21 protein-coding genes are annotated in these 20,401 nt (G+C 74.6%); 8 read left to right on the top strand and 13 right to left on the bottom strand.

The window, feature by feature from the left end; genetic code table 11:
* Nucleotides 1–4: 4 nt before the first annotated feature.
* Nucleotides 5–1,165: a pyridoxal phosphate-dependent aminotransferase gene (locus CLV72_RS08725; protein WP_106242742.1), complete on the bottom strand. Its 1,161-nt coding sequence runs from the start codon at nt 1,163–1,165 to the stop codon at nt 5–7.
* Nucleotides 1,166–1,267: 102 nt separating this feature from the next.
* On the opposite strand from CLV72_RS08725, the gene CLV72_RS08730 reads away from it, so the two are divergent.
* Nucleotides 1,268–1,810 (top strand): helix-turn-helix domain-containing protein, encoded by a 543-nt coding sequence (locus CLV72_RS08730; RefSeq protein WP_106242745.1) that lies wholly within the window; start codon nt 1,268–1,270, stop codon nt 1,808–1,810.
* Between the two features lie 3 nt (nt 1,811–1,813).
* Here the strand turns inward: CLV72_RS08730 and CLV72_RS08735 are convergent, their stop codons facing one another.
* Both CLV72_RS08735 and CLV72_RS08740 read right to left on the bottom strand, forming a co-directional pair.
* A complete protein-coding gene (locus tag CLV72_RS08735) occupies nt 1,814–2,275 on the bottom strand; it encodes a Fur family transcriptional regulator (RefSeq protein ID WP_106242750.1) in 462 nt (153 codons plus the stop codon).
* 327 nt (nt 2,276–2,602) lie between these two features.
* Nucleotides 2,603–3,145: a heme-binding beta-barrel domain-containing protein gene (locus tag CLV72_RS08740; protein ID WP_106242754.1), complete on the bottom strand. Its 543-nt coding sequence runs from the start codon at nt 3,143–3,145 to the stop codon at nt 2,603–2,605.
* Nucleotides 3,146–3,296: 151 nt separating this feature from the next.
* On the opposite strand from CLV72_RS08740, the gene CLV72_RS08745 reads away from it, so the two are divergent.
* From CLV72_RS08745 to CLV72_RS08755, 3 genes are all read left to right on the top strand, one after another.
* Nucleotides 3,297–4,091, top strand: coding sequence for a GIDE domain-containing protein (locus CLV72_RS08745; RefSeq protein ID WP_106242757.1), 795 nt, complete (start codon nt 3,297–3,299; stop codon nt 4,089–4,091).
* 53 nt (nt 4,092–4,144) lie between these two features.
* Nucleotides 4,145–4,507: a DsrE family protein gene (locus CLV72_RS08750; RefSeq protein WP_106242760.1), complete on the top strand. Its 363-nt coding sequence runs from the start codon at nt 4,145–4,147 to the stop codon at nt 4,505–4,507.
* Nucleotides 4,508–4,728: 221 nt separating this feature from the next.
* Complete coding sequence (locus CLV72_RS08755) at nt 4,729–5,484, top strand: GIDE domain-containing protein (RefSeq protein WP_170140923.1); 756 nt, start codon at nt 4,729–4,731, stop codon at nt 5,482–5,484.
* 16 nt (nt 5,485–5,500) lie between these two features.
* Here CLV72_RS08755 and CLV72_RS08760 read toward each other — a convergent pair whose 3' ends face one another.
* The 10 genes from CLV72_RS08760 to CLV72_RS08810 all read right to left on the bottom strand — a co-directional run bounded on the left by CLV72_RS08760 (nt 5,501) and on the right by CLV72_RS08810 (nt 16,071).
* A complete protein-coding gene (locus CLV72_RS08760) occupies nt 5,501–6,208 on the bottom strand; it encodes a type 1 glutamine amidotransferase (protein ID WP_106242768.1) in 708 nt (235 codons plus the stop codon).
* Nucleotides 6,205–7,440 (bottom strand): MurT ligase domain-containing protein, encoded by a 1,236-nt coding sequence (locus CLV72_RS08765; protein ID WP_106243595.1) that lies wholly within the window; start codon nt 7,438–7,440, stop codon nt 6,205–6,207. The genes CLV72_RS08760 and CLV72_RS08765 overlap by 4 nt, the downstream gene beginning before the upstream one ends.
* 117 nt (nt 7,441–7,557) lie before the next feature.
* A complete protein-coding gene (locus CLV72_RS08770; protein ID WP_211302776.1) occupies nt 7,558–9,729 on the bottom strand; it encodes a coiled-coil domain-containing protein in 2,172 nt (723 codons plus the stop codon).
* A gap of 16 nt (nt 9,730–9,745) precedes the next feature.
* Complete coding sequence (locus tag CLV72_RS08775) at nt 9,746–11,929, bottom strand: type IV secretory system conjugative DNA transfer family protein (protein ID WP_146159391.1); 2,184 nt, start codon at nt 11,927–11,929, stop codon at nt 9,746–9,748.
* Between the two features lie 321 nt (nt 11,930–12,250).
* Nucleotides 12,251–12,559 carry a DUF1416 domain-containing protein gene (locus CLV72_RS08780; protein WP_106242775.1) on the bottom strand — a complete coding sequence of 103 codons (309 nt, stop codon included), beginning with the start codon at nt 12,557–12,559 and terminating at the stop codon, nt 12,251–12,253.
* Nucleotides 12,556–13,395, bottom strand: coding sequence for a sulfurtransferase (locus CLV72_RS08785; protein WP_106242778.1), 840 nt, complete (start codon nt 13,393–13,395; stop codon nt 12,556–12,558). The genes CLV72_RS08780 and CLV72_RS08785 overlap by 4 nt, the downstream gene beginning before the upstream one ends.
* Nucleotides 13,396–13,488: 93 nt before the next feature.
* Nucleotides 13,489–13,914, bottom strand: coding sequence for a DUF4395 domain-containing protein (locus CLV72_RS08790; protein WP_106242782.1), 426 nt, complete (start codon nt 13,912–13,914; stop codon nt 13,489–13,491).
* A 393-nt stretch (nt 13,915–14,307) separates the two neighbouring features.
* On the bottom strand, nt 14,308–14,637 hold the full coding sequence (locus tag CLV72_RS08800) for a thioredoxin family protein (RefSeq protein ID WP_245930071.1): 330 nt from the start codon (nt 14,635–14,637) through the stop codon (nt 14,308–14,310).
* Nucleotides 14,638–14,836: 199 nt separating this feature from the next.
* On the bottom strand, nt 14,837–15,532 hold the full coding sequence (locus tag CLV72_RS08805; RefSeq protein ID WP_170140924.1) for an LmeA family phospholipid-binding protein: 696 nt from the start codon (nt 15,530–15,532) through the stop codon (nt 14,837–14,839).
* A 278-nt stretch (nt 15,533–15,810) separates the two neighbouring features.
* The gene (locus CLV72_RS08810; protein WP_106242795.1) at nt 15,811–16,071 is read right to left on the bottom strand and encodes a MoaD/ThiS family protein; all 261 of its coding nucleotides are present in this window, start codon (nt 16,069–16,071) and stop codon (nt 15,811–15,813) included.
* 121 nt (nt 16,072–16,192) lie between these two features.
* Here CLV72_RS08810 and CLV72_RS08815 point away from each other — a divergent pair, with 121 nt between their 5' ends.
* The 4 genes from CLV72_RS08815 to mshD all read left to right on the top strand — a co-directional run bounded on the left by CLV72_RS08815 (nt 16,193) and on the right by mshD (nt 20,225).
* Nucleotides 16,193–16,909: a winged helix-turn-helix transcriptional regulator gene (locus CLV72_RS08815; RefSeq protein ID WP_106242798.1), complete on the top strand. Its 717-nt coding sequence runs from the start codon at nt 16,193–16,195 to the stop codon at nt 16,907–16,909.
* A gap of 230 nt (nt 16,910–17,139) precedes the next feature.
* Nucleotides 17,140–18,204, top strand: coding sequence for a hypothetical protein (locus CLV72_RS08820; protein ID WP_106242801.1), 1,065 nt, complete (start codon nt 17,140–17,142; stop codon nt 18,202–18,204).
* Nucleotides 18,205–18,285: 81 nt separating this feature from the next.
* Nucleotides 18,286–19,194 carry a hypothetical protein gene (locus tag CLV72_RS32755; protein WP_211302777.1) on the top strand — a complete coding sequence of 303 codons (909 nt, stop codon included), beginning with the start codon at nt 18,286–18,288 and terminating at the stop codon, nt 19,192–19,194.
* Between the two features lie 86 nt (nt 19,195–19,280).
* On the top strand, nt 19,281–20,225 hold the full coding sequence (gene mshD, locus CLV72_RS08830; RefSeq protein ID WP_106242805.1) for a mycothiol synthase: 945 nt from the start codon (nt 19,281–19,283) through the stop codon (nt 20,223–20,225).
* The last annotated feature ends 176 nt before the right edge of the window (nt 20,226–20,401 follow it).

The raw sequence follows: 20,401 nt of genomic DNA on the forward strand, positions 1-20,401 counted from the left end.
GGCCTCAGCCGAGCGCCGCCCGGAAGCGGTCGCGCAGGCCGCCGAGGCGTTCCACCGGCTCGTTGGAGAACACCAGGCGCAGGAAGTCGGCGCCGCTGGGGCCCCAGCCGGTCATGGGCGTCGCCGCGACGCGGCCGCGGTGGAAGAGCAGTTCGGCGGCCGCCGCGGGGGCGAGGCCCATGGCGCCGGTGTCGACGAGCAGGGACCAGCCGCCGTGCGGGCGGACGCAGGGGTAGTCGGCGAGCTGCCTCAGCACGAGGTCGCGGCGCCGCTGCCACTCGCGGGTCGCGGCGGCGACGTCGGCGGCCGCGTCCGGAGCGGTCAGGGCGGCGGCGACCGCCTCCTGTGCGATGCCGACCTGGCAGACGACATTGGTCAGCCCGACCAGTTCGACATCGGCCATGATGGCGGCCGGTCCGACGACCCAGCCGACCCGCCAGCCGATCATGCGCAGCTCCTTGGCGGCGGAGCCCACGGTGATGGTGCGCTCGGCCAGGCCGGGGTGGGCGGCGGGGTGGTCGGGGGCGCGCCCGTCGAAGCGGATCCGCTCCATCGCGGCGTCGTAGACCAGCCAGCAGCCGTGTTCGGCCACGGCCGGGGCCAGCGCGTCCCAGTGGCGGCGGTCGAGGACGGCTCCGGTCGGCATCGCGGGCGACATGACCAGCACGGCCGCGGTGTCGGGGCCGACCGCGGCGGCGAGCTCGTCGGGGTCGGTCTCCCAGCCCGCCGCCGCACGGGTGGACGGCACGTGCCGGGGCACGCCGCCGGCGAGCCGGACGCGGTTGGCCAGCCCGGCGTAGACGGGGTCCGCCAGCACCACCTCGCGGCCCGGCTCGACCACGGCGAGCAGCACGTTGAGCACTCCGTTGAGGCCGCCCGCCACGCTCACGCACTCGGTGTCGGGGTCGTAGGCCGCACCCGCGAGGCTGCCGACGTGCCGGGCGGCGGCCTCGCGCAGCGAGCGGCGCCCGCGGAAGGGCAGGTAGCTGTTGGCGGCGGGGTCGTCGACCGCGGCGCGGGTGGTCTCCAGTGCGACGCGCGGCGGCCGCAGGTCGGTGTCCAGGTTCTCCAGGCGCAGCAGCTCGGGGTCGCGGGCGGCGTCGGCCGCCTCGCCCACCTGGTCCACGCCGATGCCGGGGATGTGCCGGAGCCGGGTGACGGCCATGGCGCCTCCGTTCCATAAACAGAACGTTCTGTTTGCGGAACACTAGGGACCGGACGGCGTACAGTCAAGGCGTCCCGCACCGAAGGCGAGCCGAGGGGAAGCATGGATCTGGCCGGCCAGGTGGGCCGACGTCTGCGAGAACTCCGCACGGAGCAGGGCATCTCCCTCTCCGAGCTGGCCCGGCGCTCCGGCCTGGGCAAGGCGACGCTCTCCGAACTGGAGAGCGGCCGGCGCAATCCCACCCTGGAGACCCTCTACGCGCTCACCACGGCGCTCTCCACGCACCTCACCGCGGTGCTCACCCCCGCCACCGCGCAGGCCGAGGTGTCCGGCGGGGCGGTCGACGCGGTGCTGCTGGAGCGGTACCAGGACGACGAGGCGACCACGGAGGTCTTCCGGGTGCGCGTCCGCGCCGGCGCGCTCCAGGAGTCGCCCGCCCACCCTCCCGGCACCACGGAGCGCATCATTGTCCTCGGCGGCACCGCCCGGGTGGGCCCCACCGGAGCGGCCACCCTCGTGGGCCCGGGGCGGCAGGCGGACTGGGCCGCCGACGTGCCGCACGAGTACAGCGCCCCGGACGGCGACGCCGAGGCCGTCCTGGTCGTCCGCTACCCCCGCCCCGGCGGCGCGGCCGCGCCGCGCTGACCGTCAGCGGCCGTGGTGCTGCCCTTGCGAGGCGCGGCCCGCGGGCGCGTGGTCGCCGGGGCAGCCGCCGCAGCGGCCGAAGACGGTGAGGTGGTGGATGTCGGTCTCGAAGCCGAGTTCGCCGCGCAGCCGGTTCACGAAGCCGTCGGCGACGGACGGGCTGATCTCGATGACCTCGCCGCAGTCGCGGCAGACCAGGTGGATGTGGTCGGCGTGCTCGGCGAGGTGGTAGGTGGGGGCGCCGTGGCTGAGGTGGGTGTGGGTGACCAGCCCCAGCTCCTCCAGCAGCTCCAGGGTGCGGTACACGGTGGAGATGTTCACGCCCCTGGCGGTCTCCTGCACCTTGGCGCAGATCTCCTCCGGGGTGGCGTGCACCAGGTGCTCGATGGCCTCCAGCACCATCTGCCGCTGCGGGGTCACCCGGTAGCCGCGGGAGCGGAGTTCTTGGTGCCAGGTCGCCGACATGCCTCCGAGTGTATGCATGGCCGTGCGACGCGGCTCACGAAAAAAGAGTTGCCTCCTGCGTCCGGTGCCGCATAGCGTTCAACTACGCGCGAAAGGAGGTGGTCCGAAAGTGCATGCTTCTAGGACTCGCGAGGTGGCTGTCCGCTAGCCGCCGTCGCCTGGTTGCCAGTCGATGACGGCTCGCGAATCCAAGGCAGACACCCGGGCCCCTGGGGGTCGACACCAGTCCGGTCGACCGGTCTCCGTCCGGAGACGACCCAGGGGTTCGCCCATTTTCGGGGGCCGGCCGGCGGCCCCCTTCTCGTCTCGGCCGAGCGCCGCCGGACCTCAGCGCACCCGCTTGAGCTGCGCCGACAGGTACGACTGGAGCGGCTCCCCGAAGGCCGCGATGTCCCAGGCGTAGCCCAGGTCCTCGCCGATCATCCCGTACAGCCGGTGGCCGCCGGTCACCTCGTGCGCGGTCTCGGTGCGCGCCACCACATCGGTGTGCAGCTCCACCCGGCGGAAGGCCACTGTGCCGACGTAGACCTCCGAATAGCCCTCGGGGTGCGTCAGCAGCACCTCTACGCCGTTGTCGAGCCCTTCGGCCTCCTCGGCGCCCGCCTGCGCGCCGTCGGCGCCCGGCCGCGCGGCGCTCACGGGCCGCCAGAAGCCCGACTCCGCGGCAACCGTCTCGCCGATGCGGCCGTCGTCGTCGAGGCGCCAGGCGGTGCTGGTGTACACGAGGTAGGGCCGGCCGGTGTGGGTGAAGGTGACTTCCTGCCCGAAGCGGAAGCCGTCCATGGTGGCGTGCCCGCCCACTCCGGCGCCCTCCCAGACGCCGAGCAGGAACGACAGCCTCTCCAGAGCCGGGTGCAGCGGTGTGTCCATGGGGGCCCAGCCTACGCAAGGTGCGCGGGGCTTCGGTGGTACTACGCGGTGTTCATCACCCCGTCGCCCTTGTGGCCTCCGCGGCTTCGGCGACGGTGTATGAATATCGGAACCATAACGAGCAACCGAACGACCCGAGAGGACGCGCGTGATGGCGCTGGCCGGTGCTGCGCTCGTGATCGTCGCGGCGCTGGTCGCCCCGCTGGCCTGGACGGCGCTGCGGCGCTGGTGGCGGGAGGCGGCACGGCGCCGGATGGCGCCGCCGCCGGAGCCGGGCGTGCCCGCGGTGCTGGTCGGCACCGCCGCCCCGGGCCCCGGCGGCCCGGTGGAGTCGCGGCTGGCCGGGGTGGAGTGCGTCTGGCACGGCCACGAGGTCCGCCGCCACTACCGCACCCGCCCGGCCCCCCGCCGCCGCCCGGCGCACGCCGAGACCGCGGAGCGGCCCGACCCCTCCCAGGGCGGCGAGGCGCCGCCCGGCGAGCTGCGGTGGGACTCCATCGCCGAGTTCACCTCGCCCGACACCTTCGTGCTGACCGGCCCCTTCGGTCGGCTGCTGGTCGACGGCCGCGAGGCCGTGCCCGACGACGCGCTCATGTGCCTGCAACGGGTGATCTCGCGCAGCGCCGAGCGCAGCGGCAAGGGCGACGACCTCCTCGCCCGGGTGGCCGGCCGCATCTCGGGCGTGTTCCGCGGCGAGACCCTGGAGTTCGAGTACCTGGAGTGGGTGGTCAGACCGGGCGAGCAACTGGAGGTCACCGGCGCGGTCGAGGAGCGCGACGGTGTGCCGGTGCTGACGGCACCGCCCGACGGGCGGCTGCGCTTCGCCGCCGCCCCGCCCGCCCCGCACCCGCCCTTCGGCCCCGCCGACGCGGTCCGCGCCGTCGGCTACGGCGTCACCGTCGTGCTGACGGCCGCGGCGGGCGTCACCCTGCTCGCCATCGGCTGAACCCGGCCCCCGCCCCTGGACCACCCGGCCCGTACAGCGGTTAGGGTGCTGGCATGGCGCGCTCTCTGGTGATCAAGGCCACGGCCGGAACCGACGAGCCCGAACGCTGCAACCAGGCGTTCACCGTCGCGGCCTCGGCCGCCGCCAGCGGGGTGGAGATCTCCCTCTGGCTCACCGGCGAGGCCGCCTGGCTGGCCGTCCCCGGCCGCGCCGAGGAGTTCGAACTCCCCGAGGCGGCCCCGCTCGCCGACCTGATCGGCACGGTCCTGGCCGCCGGACGCATCACCGTCTGCACCCAGTGCGCCGCCCGCCGCGGCCTCACCGGCGAGGACCTGCTCGACGGCGTCCGCATCGCCGGTGCCCCCGCCTTCGTCGAAGAGGTCACCGCCGAGGGCGTACAGGCGCTGGTGTACTAGCCGGAGCGCTTCGATCGCATCCGCCCCGAGCCGGGCCACAGCGTCCCTGTCCTTCGCCCGGACATGCGGCGGACCGTCCTGGACGCGCGGCACCGGCGGCCGTCTGACCTGATCCGGCCGCTTCCGCCCCTGTCGCCCGCCACCGGTCCATGCGTCTCTTATGGCGCGGTATAACCGCATGGCCGCCGCCATCCGGCGGCGCGGGACGAGGGGGGGGCGGAGTGCAGGTCGAACTGATAGTGGCGCTGGGGCTCGGGGTGGTGGCGGCCGGGCTGGCCGTGTTCGGGTACCTCTCGCGCAAGAAGCGGTGGCGGATGCAGGACACCCCCACGCTGAGCGTGGTGGAGATGAACCAGGCCCTCGGGCTGCGGGCCGAACTGCACTGCGAGGCCGTGGGGGTCGCGCAGCCCGGTGCCGGCGGGCCGGTGCGCGGCCCGTTCTCGGGCACGGCGTGCGTGTGGCACCGCACCACCGTCACCCGCCACTACGAGAAGTGGGAGTACAACTCCCAGACCAAGCGGCGCGAGCGGCGGCGGAGGCAGCAGCAGGTGGCCGACGAGCGCTCACCGGCGCCCTTCCGGCTCCAGGACGACAGCGGTCTGCTCACCCTCGCGCCCGCGGAGGCGTCGGTCGACGGCGCGGTCAAGAGCTTCGACCGCTACCAGGAGGCCCGCGACGGCCACACCGTGCAGCTGGGCCCGTTCAGCTTCCGGGCCGGGGGTGGCGGCACCCTCGGCTACACCTACCGGGAGTGGATCATCACCCCCGGCACCCGGCTGTACGCGCTCGGCCAGGTGGTGCGGCAGGGGCCCGAGCTGGTGATGGCCAAGCCCGAGGGGCAGGAGTTCGTCGTCTCCACCCGCAGCGAGGCCGAGATCACCAAGGGCCTGCACATCCGGGAGCGGATCGGCTTCATCGGCGCGGCCGTGGCGGCCGCGGGCGGGGCGGTGGCGGCGCTGCTGCCGGTGTTCGGCTGAGCGGAGCCGGGCCCGCTCAGCCGATGGCGGCGGCCAGCCGCTCCTCGCGCAGCCGCTCGCCCCAGCCGGGCGGCAGCGGCGGGATCTCGCCGACCGTCCAGCGCAGCAGCAGGTCGGCCAGGCCGGGGTTGCGCGGCAGGGCCGGGCCGTGCAGGTAGCTGCCGACGACGTGTCCGGCGTAGCCGCCCTCGAAGCCGTCGCCATTGCCGACGCCGACCACCGTGCGCGACAGCGGGGTGGTGCCGGGGCCGAGCTGGGTGCGGCCCTGGTGGTTCTCGAAGCCGGTGATCCTCGGCACGCCCAGCGCGGGATCCACGTCGGCGACCAGCTCGCCGACCGCGCGGCGGTCGCCGCGGCCGCTGCGGATGTCGAGCAGGCCCACCCCGGCGATGGGATTATCCTTGTCGTCGCCGAAGGTCTCGCCGATGATCTGGTATCCGGCGCAGATGGCCAGCACGGCGGCGCCGCGCTCGGCGGCGCGCTTGAGGCCGCCGTCGGCGATCAGCCGCCGCGCGGCCAGGATCTGCGGGCGGTCCTCGCCGCCGCCGAGCAGGTAGACGTCGCCCTCGACCGGCACGGCGTCGCTGGAGTGGACGTGCACGATCTCGGTGGGGATGCCGCGCAGCCGGGCGCGGCGCTCCAGGATGAGGGCGTTGCCCTGGTCGCCGTAGGTGCTGAGCAGGTCGGGGTAGATCCAGACGATCCGAAGCGCGCTGTCGTTCACGTGACCCTGCCCCACTCCGTGCGGATCTGCTGGAAGGCGGTGTAGTTGGCGACCACGTCCAGGCGCTTGGTGCCGGTCTTGGCGACGGCCTGGTCGATGTGGTCGATGACCTCGAACTCGACGTCGTCGGTGTCCAGGCGCAGCGCGAGGTCGGTGCGGCGCTCGCCGAGCACGAACACCTTGCGGCCGCGCAGCACGGTGTAGTCGACGTCCCACAGCCAGGAGGTGTCGCGGCCGTCGGGCACCTGGGCGTTCACCGACAGCGCCACCGGCACCGGCGGGGGGTCGAGGATGGCGAAGGACTCCAGCCAGCCCGCGGGGTTCTTGGCCATCAGCAGCCGCACCTCGACGGGGCCGCGCTGGATCGAGGAGTAGCGCCCGGCCACCGAGGTGACCTCGCGCAGCCGCGGCAGCGCGTTGTCGGGCGGCACGCCGAAGACGGCGGCGGTGGCCAGCGCGATGGCGGCGTTGGCGCGGTTGGCGTCGCCGGGCAGCTTCATCCGCAGCTCGTGCTTGCGGCCGTGGGGGTCGGTGACGGTGTCGCCGTCGAGGACCCAGGACGGCTCAGGGCGGCGCAGGCCGCACTCGTGGCACTCCCAGTGGGGGTCGGCGGAGCGGTCGAGGTGGCCGCCGCACTCGGGGCAGCACCAGGAGTCCTCCTTCCACCGCTGGCCGGCCGCCACCCAGGTGGCATTGGAGGAGCCGAGGCCGGCCCAGGCGACCAGCGGCTCGTCGCAGTTGGCGACGACGTGCGCGGGACTGCCGCGCAGCGCGAAGCGCCACTTCTGGGCGAGCAGGTTGATCTCGGAGGCGCGGTCCATCTGGTCGCGGCTGAGGTTCATCAGCACCACCACGGCCGCCTTGGTGTCGGACAGCACCATCGGCAGGTACTTCTCGTCGACCTCCAGCACGGCGTTGCGCGCTTCGAGGTCGGAGGAGAGCGCGGTGATGTGGCCCGACGGCATGTTCGCGCCGAACTCGTTGGTGGCGACCGGGCCGAGCGCGCGCAGCGCGTTGGTGATCAGCCGGGTGGTGGTGGTCTTGCCGTTGGTGGCGCTGACCAGGGCCAACTGGCGGCCGCGGGACAGTTCGGCGAGTACGTCGGGCTCGACCTTGAGGGCGACCCGTCCGCCGATGACCGAGCCGTCGCCCCGGCCGGTGGCCCGCGACAGCCGCGCGGCGCTGAGTCCCAGCGTCGCGGCGAGCCGGGCTCGCAACGATAGCTTGCTCATCTTCTCCACATCACAGCCGACAACGGGCAGGACTCCGTCTGAAGGATCGTAGCCGCCCCGGCCGGCCGCCGCGCACGGGTAACCGACCCGTAACGGCGCGGCGGGCGGCCGAGGGCCTCAGCGGCGGGGCCTCCGGGTGCGCCAGTCCAGCCGTTCCGGCGGCGGCCCGAGGTTGGGCGGGGCGGTGGACATCGGGGACGGCGGGTCGACCCGGCTGGGCACGACGGGGCGGGCGGCGGGCCCGGCCTGGGCGGGCTCCTCGGGGGCGTCGGGCGGCGGCAGCGGCGCCGGGGCGGCCGCGCCCGGCACCGGCGCCTCGGGCACCGGCGCGGCCACGCCGCCGGTGCGGCGGGCGCCGTCGAACTCCGCGATGGTGCGGTTCTCCAGGGCGTGCAGGGCGGGGTTGACGTCGGCCAGCACCAGCCTGCGCCCGCTCGCGTCGGCGTAGGTGATGATCATCGCGGTGGCGGGCAGCTGCTGCAGCTCGTGCTGCTCGACCAGGAACTCGCGGGAGCGCTGGAGGCTCTGCGCCTGCGACTCGTTGGTGCCGATCGCGCGGGAGGTGTTCCGCCCCCAGGCGGTGGAGGCGTTGATGCCCTCGCTGATGGCGGTGGAGTCGCTGGTGGAGAAGGAGGAGTTCGCGTCGCGGCTGCTGGAGAAGGTGCCCGACGCCGACAGCAGCCAGCCGTCGTCGCTGTGGCCGCTGCCCCGGCTGCGGCCCTTGCTGGTGGACTCCGAGTAGGTGGTGGAGGTGGAGTCGCTGGTGCCGACGGTGGAGGTGTAGGAGTCGCCGAGGGTGTCGGTGATGGAGGAGCCGACGGTCTCGGTGAGCTGGCTGAGCACGAAGCGGTGCTCGGTGCCCAGCTGCTCGGCGGCCGCCTTGGCGTCCTCGGCGTTGCCCAGCCGCATGTACGCGACGGCGGCGTGGCCCCGGCCGAGCCGCTCCTTCACGGGGGCGCCCAGCGAGCGGTAGGCGAGCACGAGTCCGGCGCGGGTGGACTCGCAGGCGTCGGTGAGCCGGTCGAGCACGTCGCCGCGCAGCTTCTCGGCGCCGCAGACGATCAGGGTGTGCTGCCAGGGCAGCGCCTCGGGCGCCTGGCGGAGCAGGTGGGTGAGCGCGGTGACCGCGTAGGTGCCGAGCACCTTGTTGCCGAAGACGCCGGAGCGGCGGTCGGTGGCGACCACCCGCAGCCGCGAGCGCGGCATCCGGGCCGGGCGGGTGCCCAGCGACTCCAGCTTGCGCAGCTGCGCCTCCAGCGCCCAGGCGCGCTCGATCACCACCCGGTCGGTGGCGCCCTGGCCGTACAGGGTGGTGATCCGCTCCACCTGCTCGGGGGTGAGCAGACCGGCCCGCACGTCGTCGCGCGGGTCGCCCACCTGGGCCAGGGCGCGCAGCGCGGCGGCGACGGAGGCGATGGTGGCGCCCTCGCCGAGGATGCCGAGCAGGCGGTCGAGGATGGAGTTGTCGAAGGAGAGGTCTCGGGTGCTGCTCTCCTTCTCACTGACGCTGACGACCAGCGAGAGCAGGTCGGCGGTGGCCTCCCGCCCCAGGCCCAGGCCGAGGTCGAGCCGGGGCAGGTCGGCCGGGAGCACCCACACCAGCGGGTCGACGCCCGAGCGCTCGGCCATCGCGACCAGGTCGGTGGCGACGGCGCCGTCGGACAGGTCGAGCACGATCACGTCGCCGCCGGCCGCGAGCCGGGCGGCGCCGATCATGGTGACCGCCGCGGACCAGCCGACCAGGGTGCCCCCGGCCAGGTCGACCCGGTTGACGTCAGGCGGCAGGGCGACGGCCTGCCAGGGGCGCTGCCGTTCGAACTCCTCGCGGCGCTCCTGCCAGACGTGGTGGAGTTCGGCGTGCTCCTCCTGCTCGATGCGGAGCCTGCGGTCCTTCTCGGTCCGGATGCGGTCCAGCCGTTCCTGCTCCTCGCGGATGCGCTCCTTGAGCGCCTGGCCGCCCTGCCAGGTGGCGTAGGCGGTGAGGGCGGTGATCACCAGGCAGCAGCCGATCAGGATCGCGCCCAGGACGGAGTTGACCGCGCCGGTGGCGGTCAGCACCAGGAAGACGACCACGCCGGCGGCGGCGCCGATCAGCACGGCCTTGAGCGGCCGGTTGATCAGGTTCTCCTCGCGGCGCTGGGCCGCGACCCAGTCGTCGCTGATCCGGTCGTGCTCGGGGGGCACGGGGCGGCGCGGCGGCGGTCCGGGGTCGGGGTGGTCCTGGCGGAACTGCCAGCCCAGTCTGACCTGGTCGGGGCGGACGCGGAGCTCAGGTGAATCAGCCGACATCGAGTTCCTGCCTGTGCTACGGGCCTGTTGTTCGGGGTCTCCGGCGCGGCGGCGGGGTCGAGCCGCCCGGCGCCCGGTCCTGCGGTCCCCGTGTGCGGAACTGTAGCGGCGCGGGGCCGGTCGGGCGGATGGGCGGGGCGGGCGGCTCGGGCGGGGCGGGGTCGAGGTCGGGGGGCCGCCAGCGCTGCCGCGGCGCGGCCGGGCCGGCGTCGGCGTCGGCGGGGACGGGGGCGGCGAGCGGCATGCCGCGGCCGCCGGGCCGACCGGATCCGGCCGGATCGGCCGGGGCGGCGGCGCGCTTCCGGGCGGGGACGGGCGGCGCGGGCTCGGCGGCCTCCGTTCCGGTGTCGGCGGGCGCGGCGGCGTGGCCGAGCCGCGGCGGCACGGCGAGCACGTCGGCCAGCATGCGCCGCCTCGGCCGTTTGACGGCCATGACGAAGGTGTAATCGTCCAGTTCCTGGATCTCGGCGGGGGTGACCGCCAGCACGCGGTCGTGGCTGGGCCCCTCGCCCGGCTCGTCCAGGCCGGCGCTGTACGCGGCGCTCTCGGCGACCTCCGGCGCGGCCACCGTGCCGCGCCGCTCGCCGGCCAGCCGGGCCAGCCGGAAGGCGGCGTCGGAGTCGGTCATCCGGTGGATGAGCACAGTGCCCATGCGCTCGCCGAAGCGGTCCAGGGTGGAGCCGACCTCGGCGCGGTCGTCGGAGGTGGTGAAGACGGGGGCGACGCCGTCGCGCACGCCCCGGTTCACCAGCTCGGCCAGGGGCTCGGCGGGCAGTTCGTCGCAGCGGTCGATCCAGACCAGGGCGTCGCCGCCGATGCCCATCTCGCGCAGCTCGGCGCAGCGGGCCAGCAGGTCGTGGACGACCAGCCCGGCCAGGGAGGCGGCGGCGCGGCCGTGGGCGGAGGTGTCCAGGCTGAACAGGACGGCGCCGCGCCGCACGATGAGCCGTTCGAGGTCCACGCCGCCGTCGCCTGCCTCGCCCTCGGCGAGCCGCCCGGGGTCGGGGCGCAGCGAGGGGCCGAGTTCGGAGCCGAGCAGTTCGCGCAGCCGCGCCGCGACGGTGGGCAGCGGCCGGGCGTCGGCCTCGATCACCTTGACGCAGACCTTGACCCGCTCCAGCAGCCGCTTGCGGTGCGGGTGGTGGGCGGGGATCACCTCGGCGCGCGCCCGCAGCGCCGCCGGGCCGAGCAGGTGCGCCACCTCGGCCAGGACGGGGGTGCGGGGGTCGCCGGGCGCGGCGTCCAGCACCGCGAACAGCTCGCGCAGGTAGGCGCGGGCGGTCCTGCGGTGCTGCTCGGCGATGCCCGCCCAGTCGACCATGCCGAGCACGAGTTCGGCGCGGTGGGCGGGGTCGCCGCGGCGCAGCGGCTCGTACACGGCGGCCTCGCCGGGGCCGATGACCTGGGCGGGGATACCGGTGGCGCGGCAGGCGTCCAGGAAGCGGCGCCGGATCTCGTCGCTGCCGGACAGGTCGACGGCGACCACCGGCTTGCGGCGGCGCAGCGCCCCGTAGACGAGCTGGAAGCTGGTGGTGCTCACCCCGGTGCGGGACATGCCGACGGTCAGCACGCCCTCGGCCAGCTCGCGCCAGGTCAGCACCGCGCGCTCGCCGGTGCGCCGCACCACGCCGACCGCGACGCCGTCCTTGGTCAGCACCGCGCCCCGGCGCACCGCCAGGCCCGAACCGGCCCGGCGCAGCAGCACCAGCGGGGAGGGGTGGCGGTGCCCCACCCGCCACTCGTCGGTGTGCAGCCAGTCGAGCCAGACGAAGAATGCCGCCTCCGCGGCGCCGACCGCGATGGCCAGCGGCAGCTGGCCGGGCAGCCAGCCGGCCCAGCCCGCCCAGGCGGCGGCGGGGTCGCGCAGCCGGGCGGGGTCGCCGGCGACGCCGCCGAAGTAGCCGAGCACCTCAAGGGGGCCGCGCACCAGCCCCGCGACGGCGTCGACGGGCCCGGTGACCAGCGCCCACAGCAGGCTGAACGCGGCCGGCACCACCAGCCAGGACGCGGGCAGCCTGGCGGCGCGGGCGATCAGGTAGAGGCCCGCGACGGCGAGCAGCGCCAGCTGCGCGAGCACGAGGTGCGCGAGCAGCCACAGCAGCCAGCAGGCGCCGAGGACCTGCGCACGGCGCGGCATGGTCTTCGGCAGCAGGTATCTGGCACGCCGAGGGCCGCGTCGGCGGGCGTCTGGCGTCGGCATGGGACCCTTGGGCGTTCGGCGGAACCGGCTGGTGGGCGGGCTGGACCAGGCGTCTCGGGGCCCGTCACCGTTCGGGGTTTTTCGGCAACAAGGTTTTCAGGCGGGCTGGCCGCTGTCCAGATCGCTATGTCCGCCCTGGTGATCACTTAGCCGCTGGTAGCGGCGTCGGGGCAGCTCAGCGGCGCTTCCGCCGTCCGGCGCGCGAGTAAGGGTGTTGTCACCCGAACGACAGGGCGGTGCGGCGCGGCCGCTCAGACGCGTCCGCTCCCGGCACCGCGCGGGCGCCGGGAGCGGACGTGGGACGGAAACGGGCGGGTGCGCTCAGGCGGTGACCTGGACGTCGATCACCTTGCCGGTCTCCGCCTGGACCGGGTAGGTCTCGGCGAAGCCGCCCGAGGCGAGCACGCGCAGCTGCCAGGGGCCGTCGGCGGCGAAGAAGCGGAAGGTGCCCTCGTCGCCGGTGGCGACCTCGCCGGCGAACTCACCGTCGGGGTTGAGCAGCCGCGCGTAGGCGCCGCGCACGGGCCGGCCGTCGCGGGTGACGGTGCCCTGGATCACGGCCTGGCCGCCCGCGTCGACGTCCTCCAGCGCGACCCCGCCCACCGGGGCACCGCAGCCGTCGGCGCTCACTTGGCCTCCCCCAGCTCCACGGGCACGCCCACCAGCGAGCCGTACTCGGTCCAGGAGCCGTCGTAGTTCTTCACGTTGTCCAGGCCGAGCAGCTCGTGCAGGGCGAACCAGGTGTGCGAGGAGCGCTCGCCGATCCGGCAGTAGGCGATGACGTCCTTGTCCAGGTCGACGCCGGCGTCCTGGTACAGCTCCTTCAGCTCCTCGTCGGACTTGAAGGTGCCGTCCTCGTTGGCGGTCTTCGCCCACGGGATGTTGCGCGCCGTGGGGATGTGGCCGGGGCGCTGCGAGGTCTCCTGCGGCAGGTGCGCGGGGGCCAGCAGCTTGCCGGTGAACTCGTCGGGCGAGCGCACGTCGACCAGCGCCTTGCTGCCGATCGCCGCGACGACCTCGTCGCGGAAGGCGCGGATGGACGCGTCCTGCTCGGAGGCGCTGTAGCTGGTGGGGGTGCGCTCCGGCACCTCCTCGACCAGCTCGCGGGAGTCCAGCTCCCACTTCTTGCGGCCGCCGTCGAGCAGCTTGACGTCCTGGTGGCCGTAGAGCTTGAAGTACCAGTAGGCGTAGGCGGCGAACCAGTTGTTGTTGCCGCCGTAGAGCACGACGGTGTGGTCGTTGCCGATGCCCCGGCTGGACAGCAGCTTCTCGAAGCCCTCGCGGTCGACGAAGTCGCGCCGCACCGGGTCCTGCAGGTCCTTCTTCCAGTCGATCTTGACCGCGTTGCGGATGTGCCCCTTGTCGTACGCCGACGTGTCCTCGTCGACCTCGGCGATGACAACGCTGGGGTCGTCCAGGTGGGCTTCCACCCAGTCGGCGTCCACGAGGACGTCGGAGCGGGCCATGATGAGCCTCCTTGTTCGGCTTGCTTGATCTATCCGGTCTGATCGGTAGTGATTGACGTCGCCGTGCGGACGGCGTCGGCCGCACCGGCCGGGTCAGGCGGCGGCGCGCCCGGCCGGGAGCAGCCGCCGCAGCACCAGGTACATCTCGCAGCCCAGGCAGAAGCCGAAGGCCGCGTTGAGGAAGGCGGCGACCAGTGCCGCCGCCGTGGCGCCCAGCGCCAGCCACTCGGCGCCCAGCGCGTAGCCGGCCAGCCCGGCCAGCGCGAAGGCCAGCCCGACGCCCTGCGCGAAGCGGGGCGGGGCGGCGTCCTCCAGTTCGGCCGGCGGCCCGAGCCTGGGCCGCAGCGCGACCGCGTACAGCAGGCCGTAGGGCGAGTGGCGCGGCCCGGCCAGCGCGGCGATCGCGAACACCGCCGCCTGGGCCGCCAGCAGCCACACGCTCCCGGTGACCAGCACGGCGGCCAGCACGAGCGTCGTCAGCACGGCGGCGAAGCGCTGCCCGCGCGGATCGATCTGCATGGTTCAGGCCCTTCGCAGGGGACGAAAGAGCGGAGTGGTGCGGGTGACGGAGCGGGGTGCTCCGGGGACGGTGCGCGATGCGGCGGTGTCGACCCGCGCCGGGGCGCGGGGACATCCAGGCCGGGGAAGCTCAGGCAGTACGACAGAGCGCGGTCTCGCAGCGGCCGAAGTCGACCGCGCGCCGCTTGGTGAGCAGCTGCCTGGTTCCGGTGAGCACGTCCCCGATGCTACGGCGCATGACCGGCGATGTCACGGCCGAGTTTCCGTACCACCCCCCGCCGGCGGCCCGGAAGCCTGTGATCAGCACCACGGCGGCGGCCCGCCGGGCGGCTTTCGGCCGGACCGCGGGCGCCGCCCGGCCGCTCCGCCTCGGCGCCGCAGCGGCGGAGCGCGTCACCGGACGGCCTCGCCGATCGCCGCGATCACGTCGGCCTTCCGCGGCAGCCCGGCCGCCCGCCGCACCACGGCGCCCTCGGCGTCCAGCACCAGCAGCGTGGGCGTGCGCAGCACGTTCAGGCGCCGCACCAGTCCGAGATTGGCCTCCGCGTCCAGCTCCACCTGCCGCACTCCGTCGACCATGCCCGCCACCTCGGCCACCACCCGCCGCGTCGCCCGGCACGGCTGGCAGAACGCGCTGGAGAACTGCACCACCGTCGCCCGCTCTCCCAGCGGTTCACCCAGCTCCGCCGCGCTCAGCACCTCGCCGACCGCCCCGCCGCCCACCGCGCCTCCCCGCCGCACCCCGCGGAACCGCCCGCCGCGCCACCGCCACACCAGCCCGAACACGGTGGCGCCCCCCAGCGCCACCACCAGGACCACGAGTCCGGCCGTTCCGGTCATACCAAGATCCAATCATCACGGGATCTCGGGCTATTCCCGGTGGCAACTCCGGACGGCGCAGCACTCTCGTTGCCGGAAGCTCCTACTGCGGCGTCTGCGAGAGCGGGATGTCCTGGCCGGTGGCGGTGATGGCGATGCCCTCGTCGCGGACGACGGCGTCGGAGATCTGGAGGCCCATGGGGAGGGTGGAGAAGCCCATGCCGAAGCCGAGCTGGTCCTGGACGGCCTCGATGGGGACGCTGTCGACGCTGACCTGCTGGGGGACGGCCTGGAGGCCCTCTTCGGTGACTTCCAGGGCGAGGGTGGCGGAGACGGGGACGGCCATGCCGAGGGCGGTGATCTGGCCGTCGATGCGCAGGAGGTCGCCCTCCGGGGTGATCTCGAAGCCCTCGGGGGCGCGGCGCTGGACCTCGGAGTAGGGGACGACGACGGTGCCCTCGGCGCTGCCGGCCACCACGGAGGCGGCGCCGGAGGTGAGGAGGTCCGACAGCGGCGCCTGGACCTCGCGGAGGTAGACGTCGACCGAGCTGACCTGGACGTCCTCGTAGGTCTGCTCGCCCATGGTGACGCGGATCTCGTCGTAGGTGCCGCTCACCGCCTGGGTGAGGAAGGGGAAGCCGGCGATGGCGACCGCGGGCTCGCTCTCCAGCTGGAAGCCCGACTGGATGCGGCCGGCAAGCTCCGACTGCGCGGCGCTGTGCGCGACCCGGTCCAGAATGCCCAGACCGATGACGAGCACGATCAGCACGATGCCCAGACAACCCAGAAACCTACGCATGGCGCACCCAATCATTCCGTACCGTCCGTAGCGGAGGCGCTGCGCACGGTCCTCGAAGCGGCAGGCGCGTCGTGCCCCACCTGAATCGCGGGAAACCTTACCGCTTGTCGTAATAGGAAGGATTGACATGGCGGAAAAGCGGGCGAACATCCCGGGCACATTTTCCCGTTAGGCCCGTTCGCCCGGCTTGTCCGGTTCGCTGGGCCGAGTCCGCCGGCAGGGGCCCGGCCGCTCCCGGTCGCGCGGGCCCGCGTCCGCCCGCCCCGCGCGACCGGGCGTCAGCCGCCCGCGAAGGGGGGCAGCACCTCGACGGTGGCGCCCTCGGCCAGCGCCACGCCGGCGGGGTCGCGGCGGCCCACCGGATCGGAGTCCACGAGGAAGGAGCTGCGCGCCAGCACCCGGCCGAAGCGGTCGTCGCCGGAGCGCCGCGCCCGCACCGCGGCCAGCGCCTCGGCGAGCGTGGCGGCCTCGCAGCTCTCCTCCTGGGTGCCCGCGGCCTCGCGGGCCGCGGCCCAGTACCTCATGGTCACGGTGGGCATGTCGGTTATCCTTGTCTGCGGACGGGATCCCGGCAAAGGCGCCAGGTGGGTGGATGTTGCCCGGATCCCTTCGTCGTTCGAGCCCTGTCATCCCGGGGTTCCACGCTGTGGAAGGGCATGTATGAGCAACCTACTGCTCCTCACCGACACCACCGAGCCCGCGGACGAGATCCTGCCCGCGCTCGGGCTGCTGACCCACCAGGTGCAGCTCGCGCCGGCCGAGGCCGCCGCCCTGATCGACCTCCAGACCAGCGAGAGCGCCCCCGTGCACGCCGTGCTCGTGGACGCCCGGCGCCAGCTGGTCGTGGCGCGCGACCTCTGCCGGCTGCTCACCACGACCGGCCTGCGCTGCCCGCTGATCGCCATCGTCACCGAGGGCGGCCTGGCCGCGATCAGCGCCGACTGGGGCCTGGACGACGTCGTCCTCGCCGACGCGGGCCCCGCCGAGGTCGAGGCCCGGCTGCGGCTCGCCGTGGGCCGCACCGACGGCGACGGCGACACCGGGGAGATACGCTGCGGCGACCTGGTGATCGAGGAGGCCACCTACAGCGCGCGGCTGCGCGGCCAGGTGCTCGACCTCACCTTCAAGGAGTTCGAGCTGCTGAAGTTCCTGGCCCAGCACCCCGGCCGGGTCTTCACCCGCGCCCAGCTGCTCCAGGAGGTCTGGGGCTACGACTACTTCGGCGGCACCCGCACCATCGACGTCCACGTCCGGCGGCTGCGCGCCAAGCTCGGCACCGAGCACGAGACCCTCATCGGCACGGTCCGCAACGTCGGCTACCGCTTCGTCCCTGAACTGGGCGAACTCGGCGAGGCCGAGACCGTAACCGCCGGTTAATTCGCTGCCGCCGCGCTCCGGCCGCCACCTGCCCGACCAGGGCCGACGCGCTGGAGGCGGTGACCGGGGGCGGCCCCGCGTGTTGACGCGCGCAGGGGTCGCCCCGTTACCGTTTGCGGTGTGGATGTGTGGTTCGAGCGATACCAGGTACATAGACTGCTGCACATCCTCGACCCGCGGCCGGCGGCCGTAGTACTGGGAGGGCGGTAGCGGTGACGATTCGCGGACGTGTGACGGCTCGGTCGCTCATCGCCGCCACCGCGGGGATGGCGCTGTTCGTGCCGCTCGGCGCCGGCGTCAGCTGGGCCGACACCGGCACCGCCGACCCGAGCCCCAGCCCGAGCACCCCCGCCGAGCCGATCGAGCTCGTGCTCACGGTCCGGCCGACCGGCGAGGTCGAAAGCGACTCCGAACTCGTCTTCAGCCTGGGCGTGGTCAACCCCAACGACCAGCCGGTCGTCATCGAGTCGGCCGAGGTCAACGTGGTGCCCGCCGAGCTGGACGCCGCCTTCGAGGAGCTTGCGCAGCTCGAACTCCCCGCCACCATCCAGCCCAACACCGGCCCCACCACCGTGCTCACCGCCGAGGGCGCGGTCGAGGCCGAGGGCACCGAGAACCTGGAGTTGAGCGCCGTGGGAACCGCCACGGCCGAGGGCGCAGAGCCGGTGGAGTCCGAGGCCGCCGGGGTGACGGTGCTGTCGGAGCGCATCGCCTGCGACGACGGCTCCACCGTGCCGCGCGGCGACGACTGCCCCACCCCTAGCCCCACCCCCACGCCCTCCCCCACCGGCTCCGACGACCCGGACCCGACCCCCGACCCGGACCCCTCCGAGTCGGAGTCCGGCTCTGGCGGAGGCTCCGGCGGCGGCTCGCCGTCGAACGGGTCCAACGGCTCCAACGGCGGCTGGTCCGGCTGGTCCCCCTCGGCCAACGGCCCGCTGCTGGACGTGCCCAGCTCCGGGCTGACCGGCGGCGACCTCGACGACCTCCTCGGCGGCGACCCCTTGGCCGACTCCCCGCTGCTCCAGGACGAACTGGCGCTGCCGATGGTCACCCCCTCGGTCTCCGGCGAGGACCCGGCGGCGACCACCGCCAATGTCGCCGACGTCGCCGAGCCCTCGCCCACCGTGCAGCCCGCCATCCTGCTCGGCGTGCTGGCCCTGCTGGCCTGGCTGGCCATCCCCGCCATCCCGGCCCGCCGGGTGCGCGTCGGCGGCTACGGCACCGGCCGGCACCGCAGGCCGGTCAGCCTGAAGCCCTTCGACTTCGCTCTGCTCACCTTCTGGAAGAAGTAGCCGCCCACCGACTGACCACCCCCGCGCCGGCAGCGGTCGAAGCACGACCCGCACCGGCGGTCGAGTCCCCGGAGGCTGACCATGCGGCGCCGAAGCTCCGTCCGCGCCCTGCCCGCCCTGGTCGTCGGCCTGGTGGTCTGGCTCTCCGCCTTCGCGTTCACCCCGGCGGCGCACGCCGAACCCTCGCCCTCGCCGTGCCCGAGCGCGGAGACCTGCGGCGAGCCCGAGCCCACGCAGGAGCCCGAGCCGACGCAGGAACCGGAACCCACCCAGGAGCCCGAGCCCACCCAGGAGCCCGAGCCCACGCAGGAACCGGAGCCGACCGAGGAGCCGGAGCCCACTGAGGAGCCGGAGCCCACCGGGGAACCCGAGCCGACCCAGGAGCCCGAGCCGACCGGGGAACCCACGGGATCGCCCACCGGTTCGCCCACCGGCCCCTCCCCGTCGCCGACCGGCCCCTCGCCGACCTCGACCGGCTCGGACGGCCCGCCCGGCGGTGGCGGCGGCTCACCCGGCGGCGATGGCGGTGGCGGCGGCTCCGGGGACGGCGGCTCCGGCGGCGGCTCTGACGGTTCCGACGGCCCGTCCGGCGGCTCATCGGACGGCGGCGGCGCGCAGGGCGGCGAGCCCTTCGCCACCACCAGCGGCCCGGTGCCGGCGCCGGTCGAGGTGGGCCCGCCGCTGCTCGGCCCGCCCGGCGCCTCCTTCGCGGCCCCGTCCGCCGCCGACGCGCCGATCCCGCTGCCGCTGGTCACCGCCGAACTGGCGCTTCCCACCGTCACCCCCGAGCCGCCCGGCTCCGGCCGGGCGCTGCCCGCGGGCGCCACCACCGGAGCCGCCGCGCTCGGCCCCGCGCCCACCCTGCGCCCCGCCGTCCTGGCCGGCGCCGCCGCGGTGCTGGTCTGGCTGGCACTGCCCGCCTGGCTGGGCGCCCGCCGGGTGCGCACCGGCGCGGCCTACCCCGGACGGCACCGCCGCACCCCGGCCTGAGCGGCGCGGCGGACGGCCCGGACCGATCGGGGCGCACCGGACGCGTCGGACCGGGCCGGAGCGGGCCCCGCCCGTAGGCTGGCTTCATGATCGACGTCCGCATCGAGGTGCATCCAGAGCTCTCCGACGACCAGGCGGCCGCGGCGCTGCGGCTGGTCGACGCCGCGACGGCGGCCGACTCCACCGCCCCGCTGTCGGAGCAGGCCGCGCTGCGGCTGCGCTACGGCGGCCAGACGGCGCTGCGGCACATCCTGCTGTGGTCCGGCGACGAGCTGGCGGGGCTGGCCACCGCGGAGCTGGACGGCCTGGCCAGCGACTGCGTCGCCGAGCTGGTCGTGCACCCCGGCCACCGCGGGCGCGGCCACGGCCGACTGCTGCTGGACCGGCTGCTCGCCGAGGCCGGGCCCCGGGTGCTGCGGCTGTGGGCGCACGGGCGGCACCCGGCCGCCGGGCGGCTCGCGGAGCGGGCCGGGCTGCGCCCGGTGCGCGAGCTGCTGAAGATGCGCCGCCCGCTGGGCGCGGCGGCGCCGGCGCTGCCCGAGGTGAGCGTGCCGCTTGGCATGAGGGTCCGCACCTTCCGGCCCGGCGCCGACGAGGCGGCGTGGCTGGAGGCGAACGCCCGCGCCTTCGCCGACCACCCCGAGCAGGGCTCGATGACCCTCCTCGACCTCCGCCACCGCGAGGACGAGGACTGGTTCGACCCCGACGGCTTCTTCCTGGTCGAGGACGGCACCACCGGCGCGCTGCTCGGCTTCCACTGGACCAAGGTGCACGCCGACGGCGCCGGCCTGGATCCGGGGCGGCCGGTGGGCGAGGTCTACGTGGTCGGGATCGATCCGGCGGCGCAGGGGCGCGGGCTGGGCCGGCTGCTGACCGTGGTCGGGCTGGGCCACCTCCGCGACCGCGGGCTGGAGCAGGTGCTGCTCTACGTCGAGGCCGACAACGCCCCGGCCGTACGGCTGTACCGGGGGCTCGGTTTCACCGAGTGGGATGCCGACATCATGTACTCGAATGAACCGGAACCGCCCTGACCTGGGGTTACACTCCGGTTCACCGCTGGGAGGCGGCTGACGTGCCGGGGTTTCGGGCGCGGTGCGGCGATCACGTTCCGTCGGCCGGCGGAGCACAGCATGTGGCCGCGCCTAAAACAACGGCGCATGGTTGTCAAGGTTTGGGAACCGATGCCGAGACGTGCTTGTATCGTGAC

It is taken from the genome of Allonocardiopsis opalescens (assembly GCF_003002095.1).
In the GTDB taxonomy this organism is placed as follows: Bacteria; Actinomycetota; Actinomycetes; order Streptosporangiales; family Streptosporangiaceae; genus Allonocardiopsis; species Allonocardiopsis opalescens.

What these genes read in the sequence shown, in the direction of transcription:
- CLV72_RS08765 (WP_106243595.1), bottom strand. Translation starts at nt 7,440, where the DNA reads ATGAGCAAGCTATCGTTGCGAGCCCGGCTCGCCGCGACGCTGGGACTC.
- mshD (WP_106242805.1), top strand. Translation starts at nt 19,281, where the DNA reads ATGATCGACGTCCGCATCGAGGTGCATCCAGAGCTCTCCGACGACCAG.
- CLV72_RS08740 (WP_106242754.1), bottom strand. Translation starts at nt 3,145, where the DNA reads ATGGACACACCGCTGCACCCGGCTCTGGAGAGGCTGTCGTTCCTGCTC.
- CLV72_RS08805 (WP_170140924.1), bottom strand. Translation starts at nt 15,532, where the DNA reads ATGCGTAGGTTTCTGGGTTGTCTGGGCATCGTGCTGATCGTGCTCGTC.
- CLV72_RS08725 (WP_106242742.1), bottom strand. Translation starts at nt 1,165, where the DNA reads ATGGCCGTCACCCGGCTCCGGCACATCCCCGGCATCGGCGTGGACCAG.
- CLV72_RS08785 (WP_106242778.1), bottom strand. Translation starts at nt 13,395, where the DNA reads ATGGCCCGCTCCGACGTCCTCGTGGACGCCGACTGGGTGGAAGCCCAC.
- CLV72_RS08770 (WP_211302776.1), bottom strand. Translation starts at nt 9,729, where the DNA reads ATGTCGGCTGATTCACCTGAGCTCCGCGTCCGCCCCGACCAGGTCAGA.
- CLV72_RS08775 (WP_146159391.1), bottom strand. Translation starts at nt 11,929, where the DNA reads ATGCCGACGCCAGACGCCCGCCGACGCGGCCCTCGGCGTGCCAGATAC.
- CLV72_RS08810 (WP_106242795.1), bottom strand. Translation starts at nt 16,071, where the DNA reads ATGCCCACCGTGACCATGAGGTACTGGGCCGCGGCCCGCGAGGCCGCG.
- CLV72_RS08790 (WP_106242782.1), bottom strand. Translation starts at nt 13,914, where the DNA reads ATGCAGATCGATCCGCGCGGGCAGCGCTTCGCCGCCGTGCTGACGACG.
- CLV72_RS08745 (WP_106242757.1), top strand. Translation starts at nt 3,297, where the DNA reads ATGGCGCTGGCCGGTGCTGCGCTCGTGATCGTCGCGGCGCTGGTCGCC.
- CLV72_RS08730 (WP_106242745.1), top strand. Translation starts at nt 1,268, where the DNA reads ATGGATCTGGCCGGCCAGGTGGGCCGACGTCTGCGAGAACTCCGCACG.
- CLV72_RS32755 (WP_211302777.1), top strand. Translation starts at nt 18,286, where the DNA reads ATGCGGCGCCGAAGCTCCGTCCGCGCCCTGCCCGCCCTGGTCGTCGGC.
- CLV72_RS08735 (WP_106242750.1), bottom strand. Translation starts at nt 2,275, where the DNA reads ATGTCGGCGACCTGGCACCAAGAACTCCGCTCCCGCGGCTACCGGGTG.
- CLV72_RS08750 (WP_106242760.1), top strand. Translation starts at nt 4,145, where the DNA reads ATGGCGCGCTCTCTGGTGATCAAGGCCACGGCCGGAACCGACGAGCCC.
- CLV72_RS08815 (WP_106242798.1), top strand. Translation starts at nt 16,193, where the DNA reads ATGAGCAACCTACTGCTCCTCACCGACACCACCGAGCCCGCGGACGAG.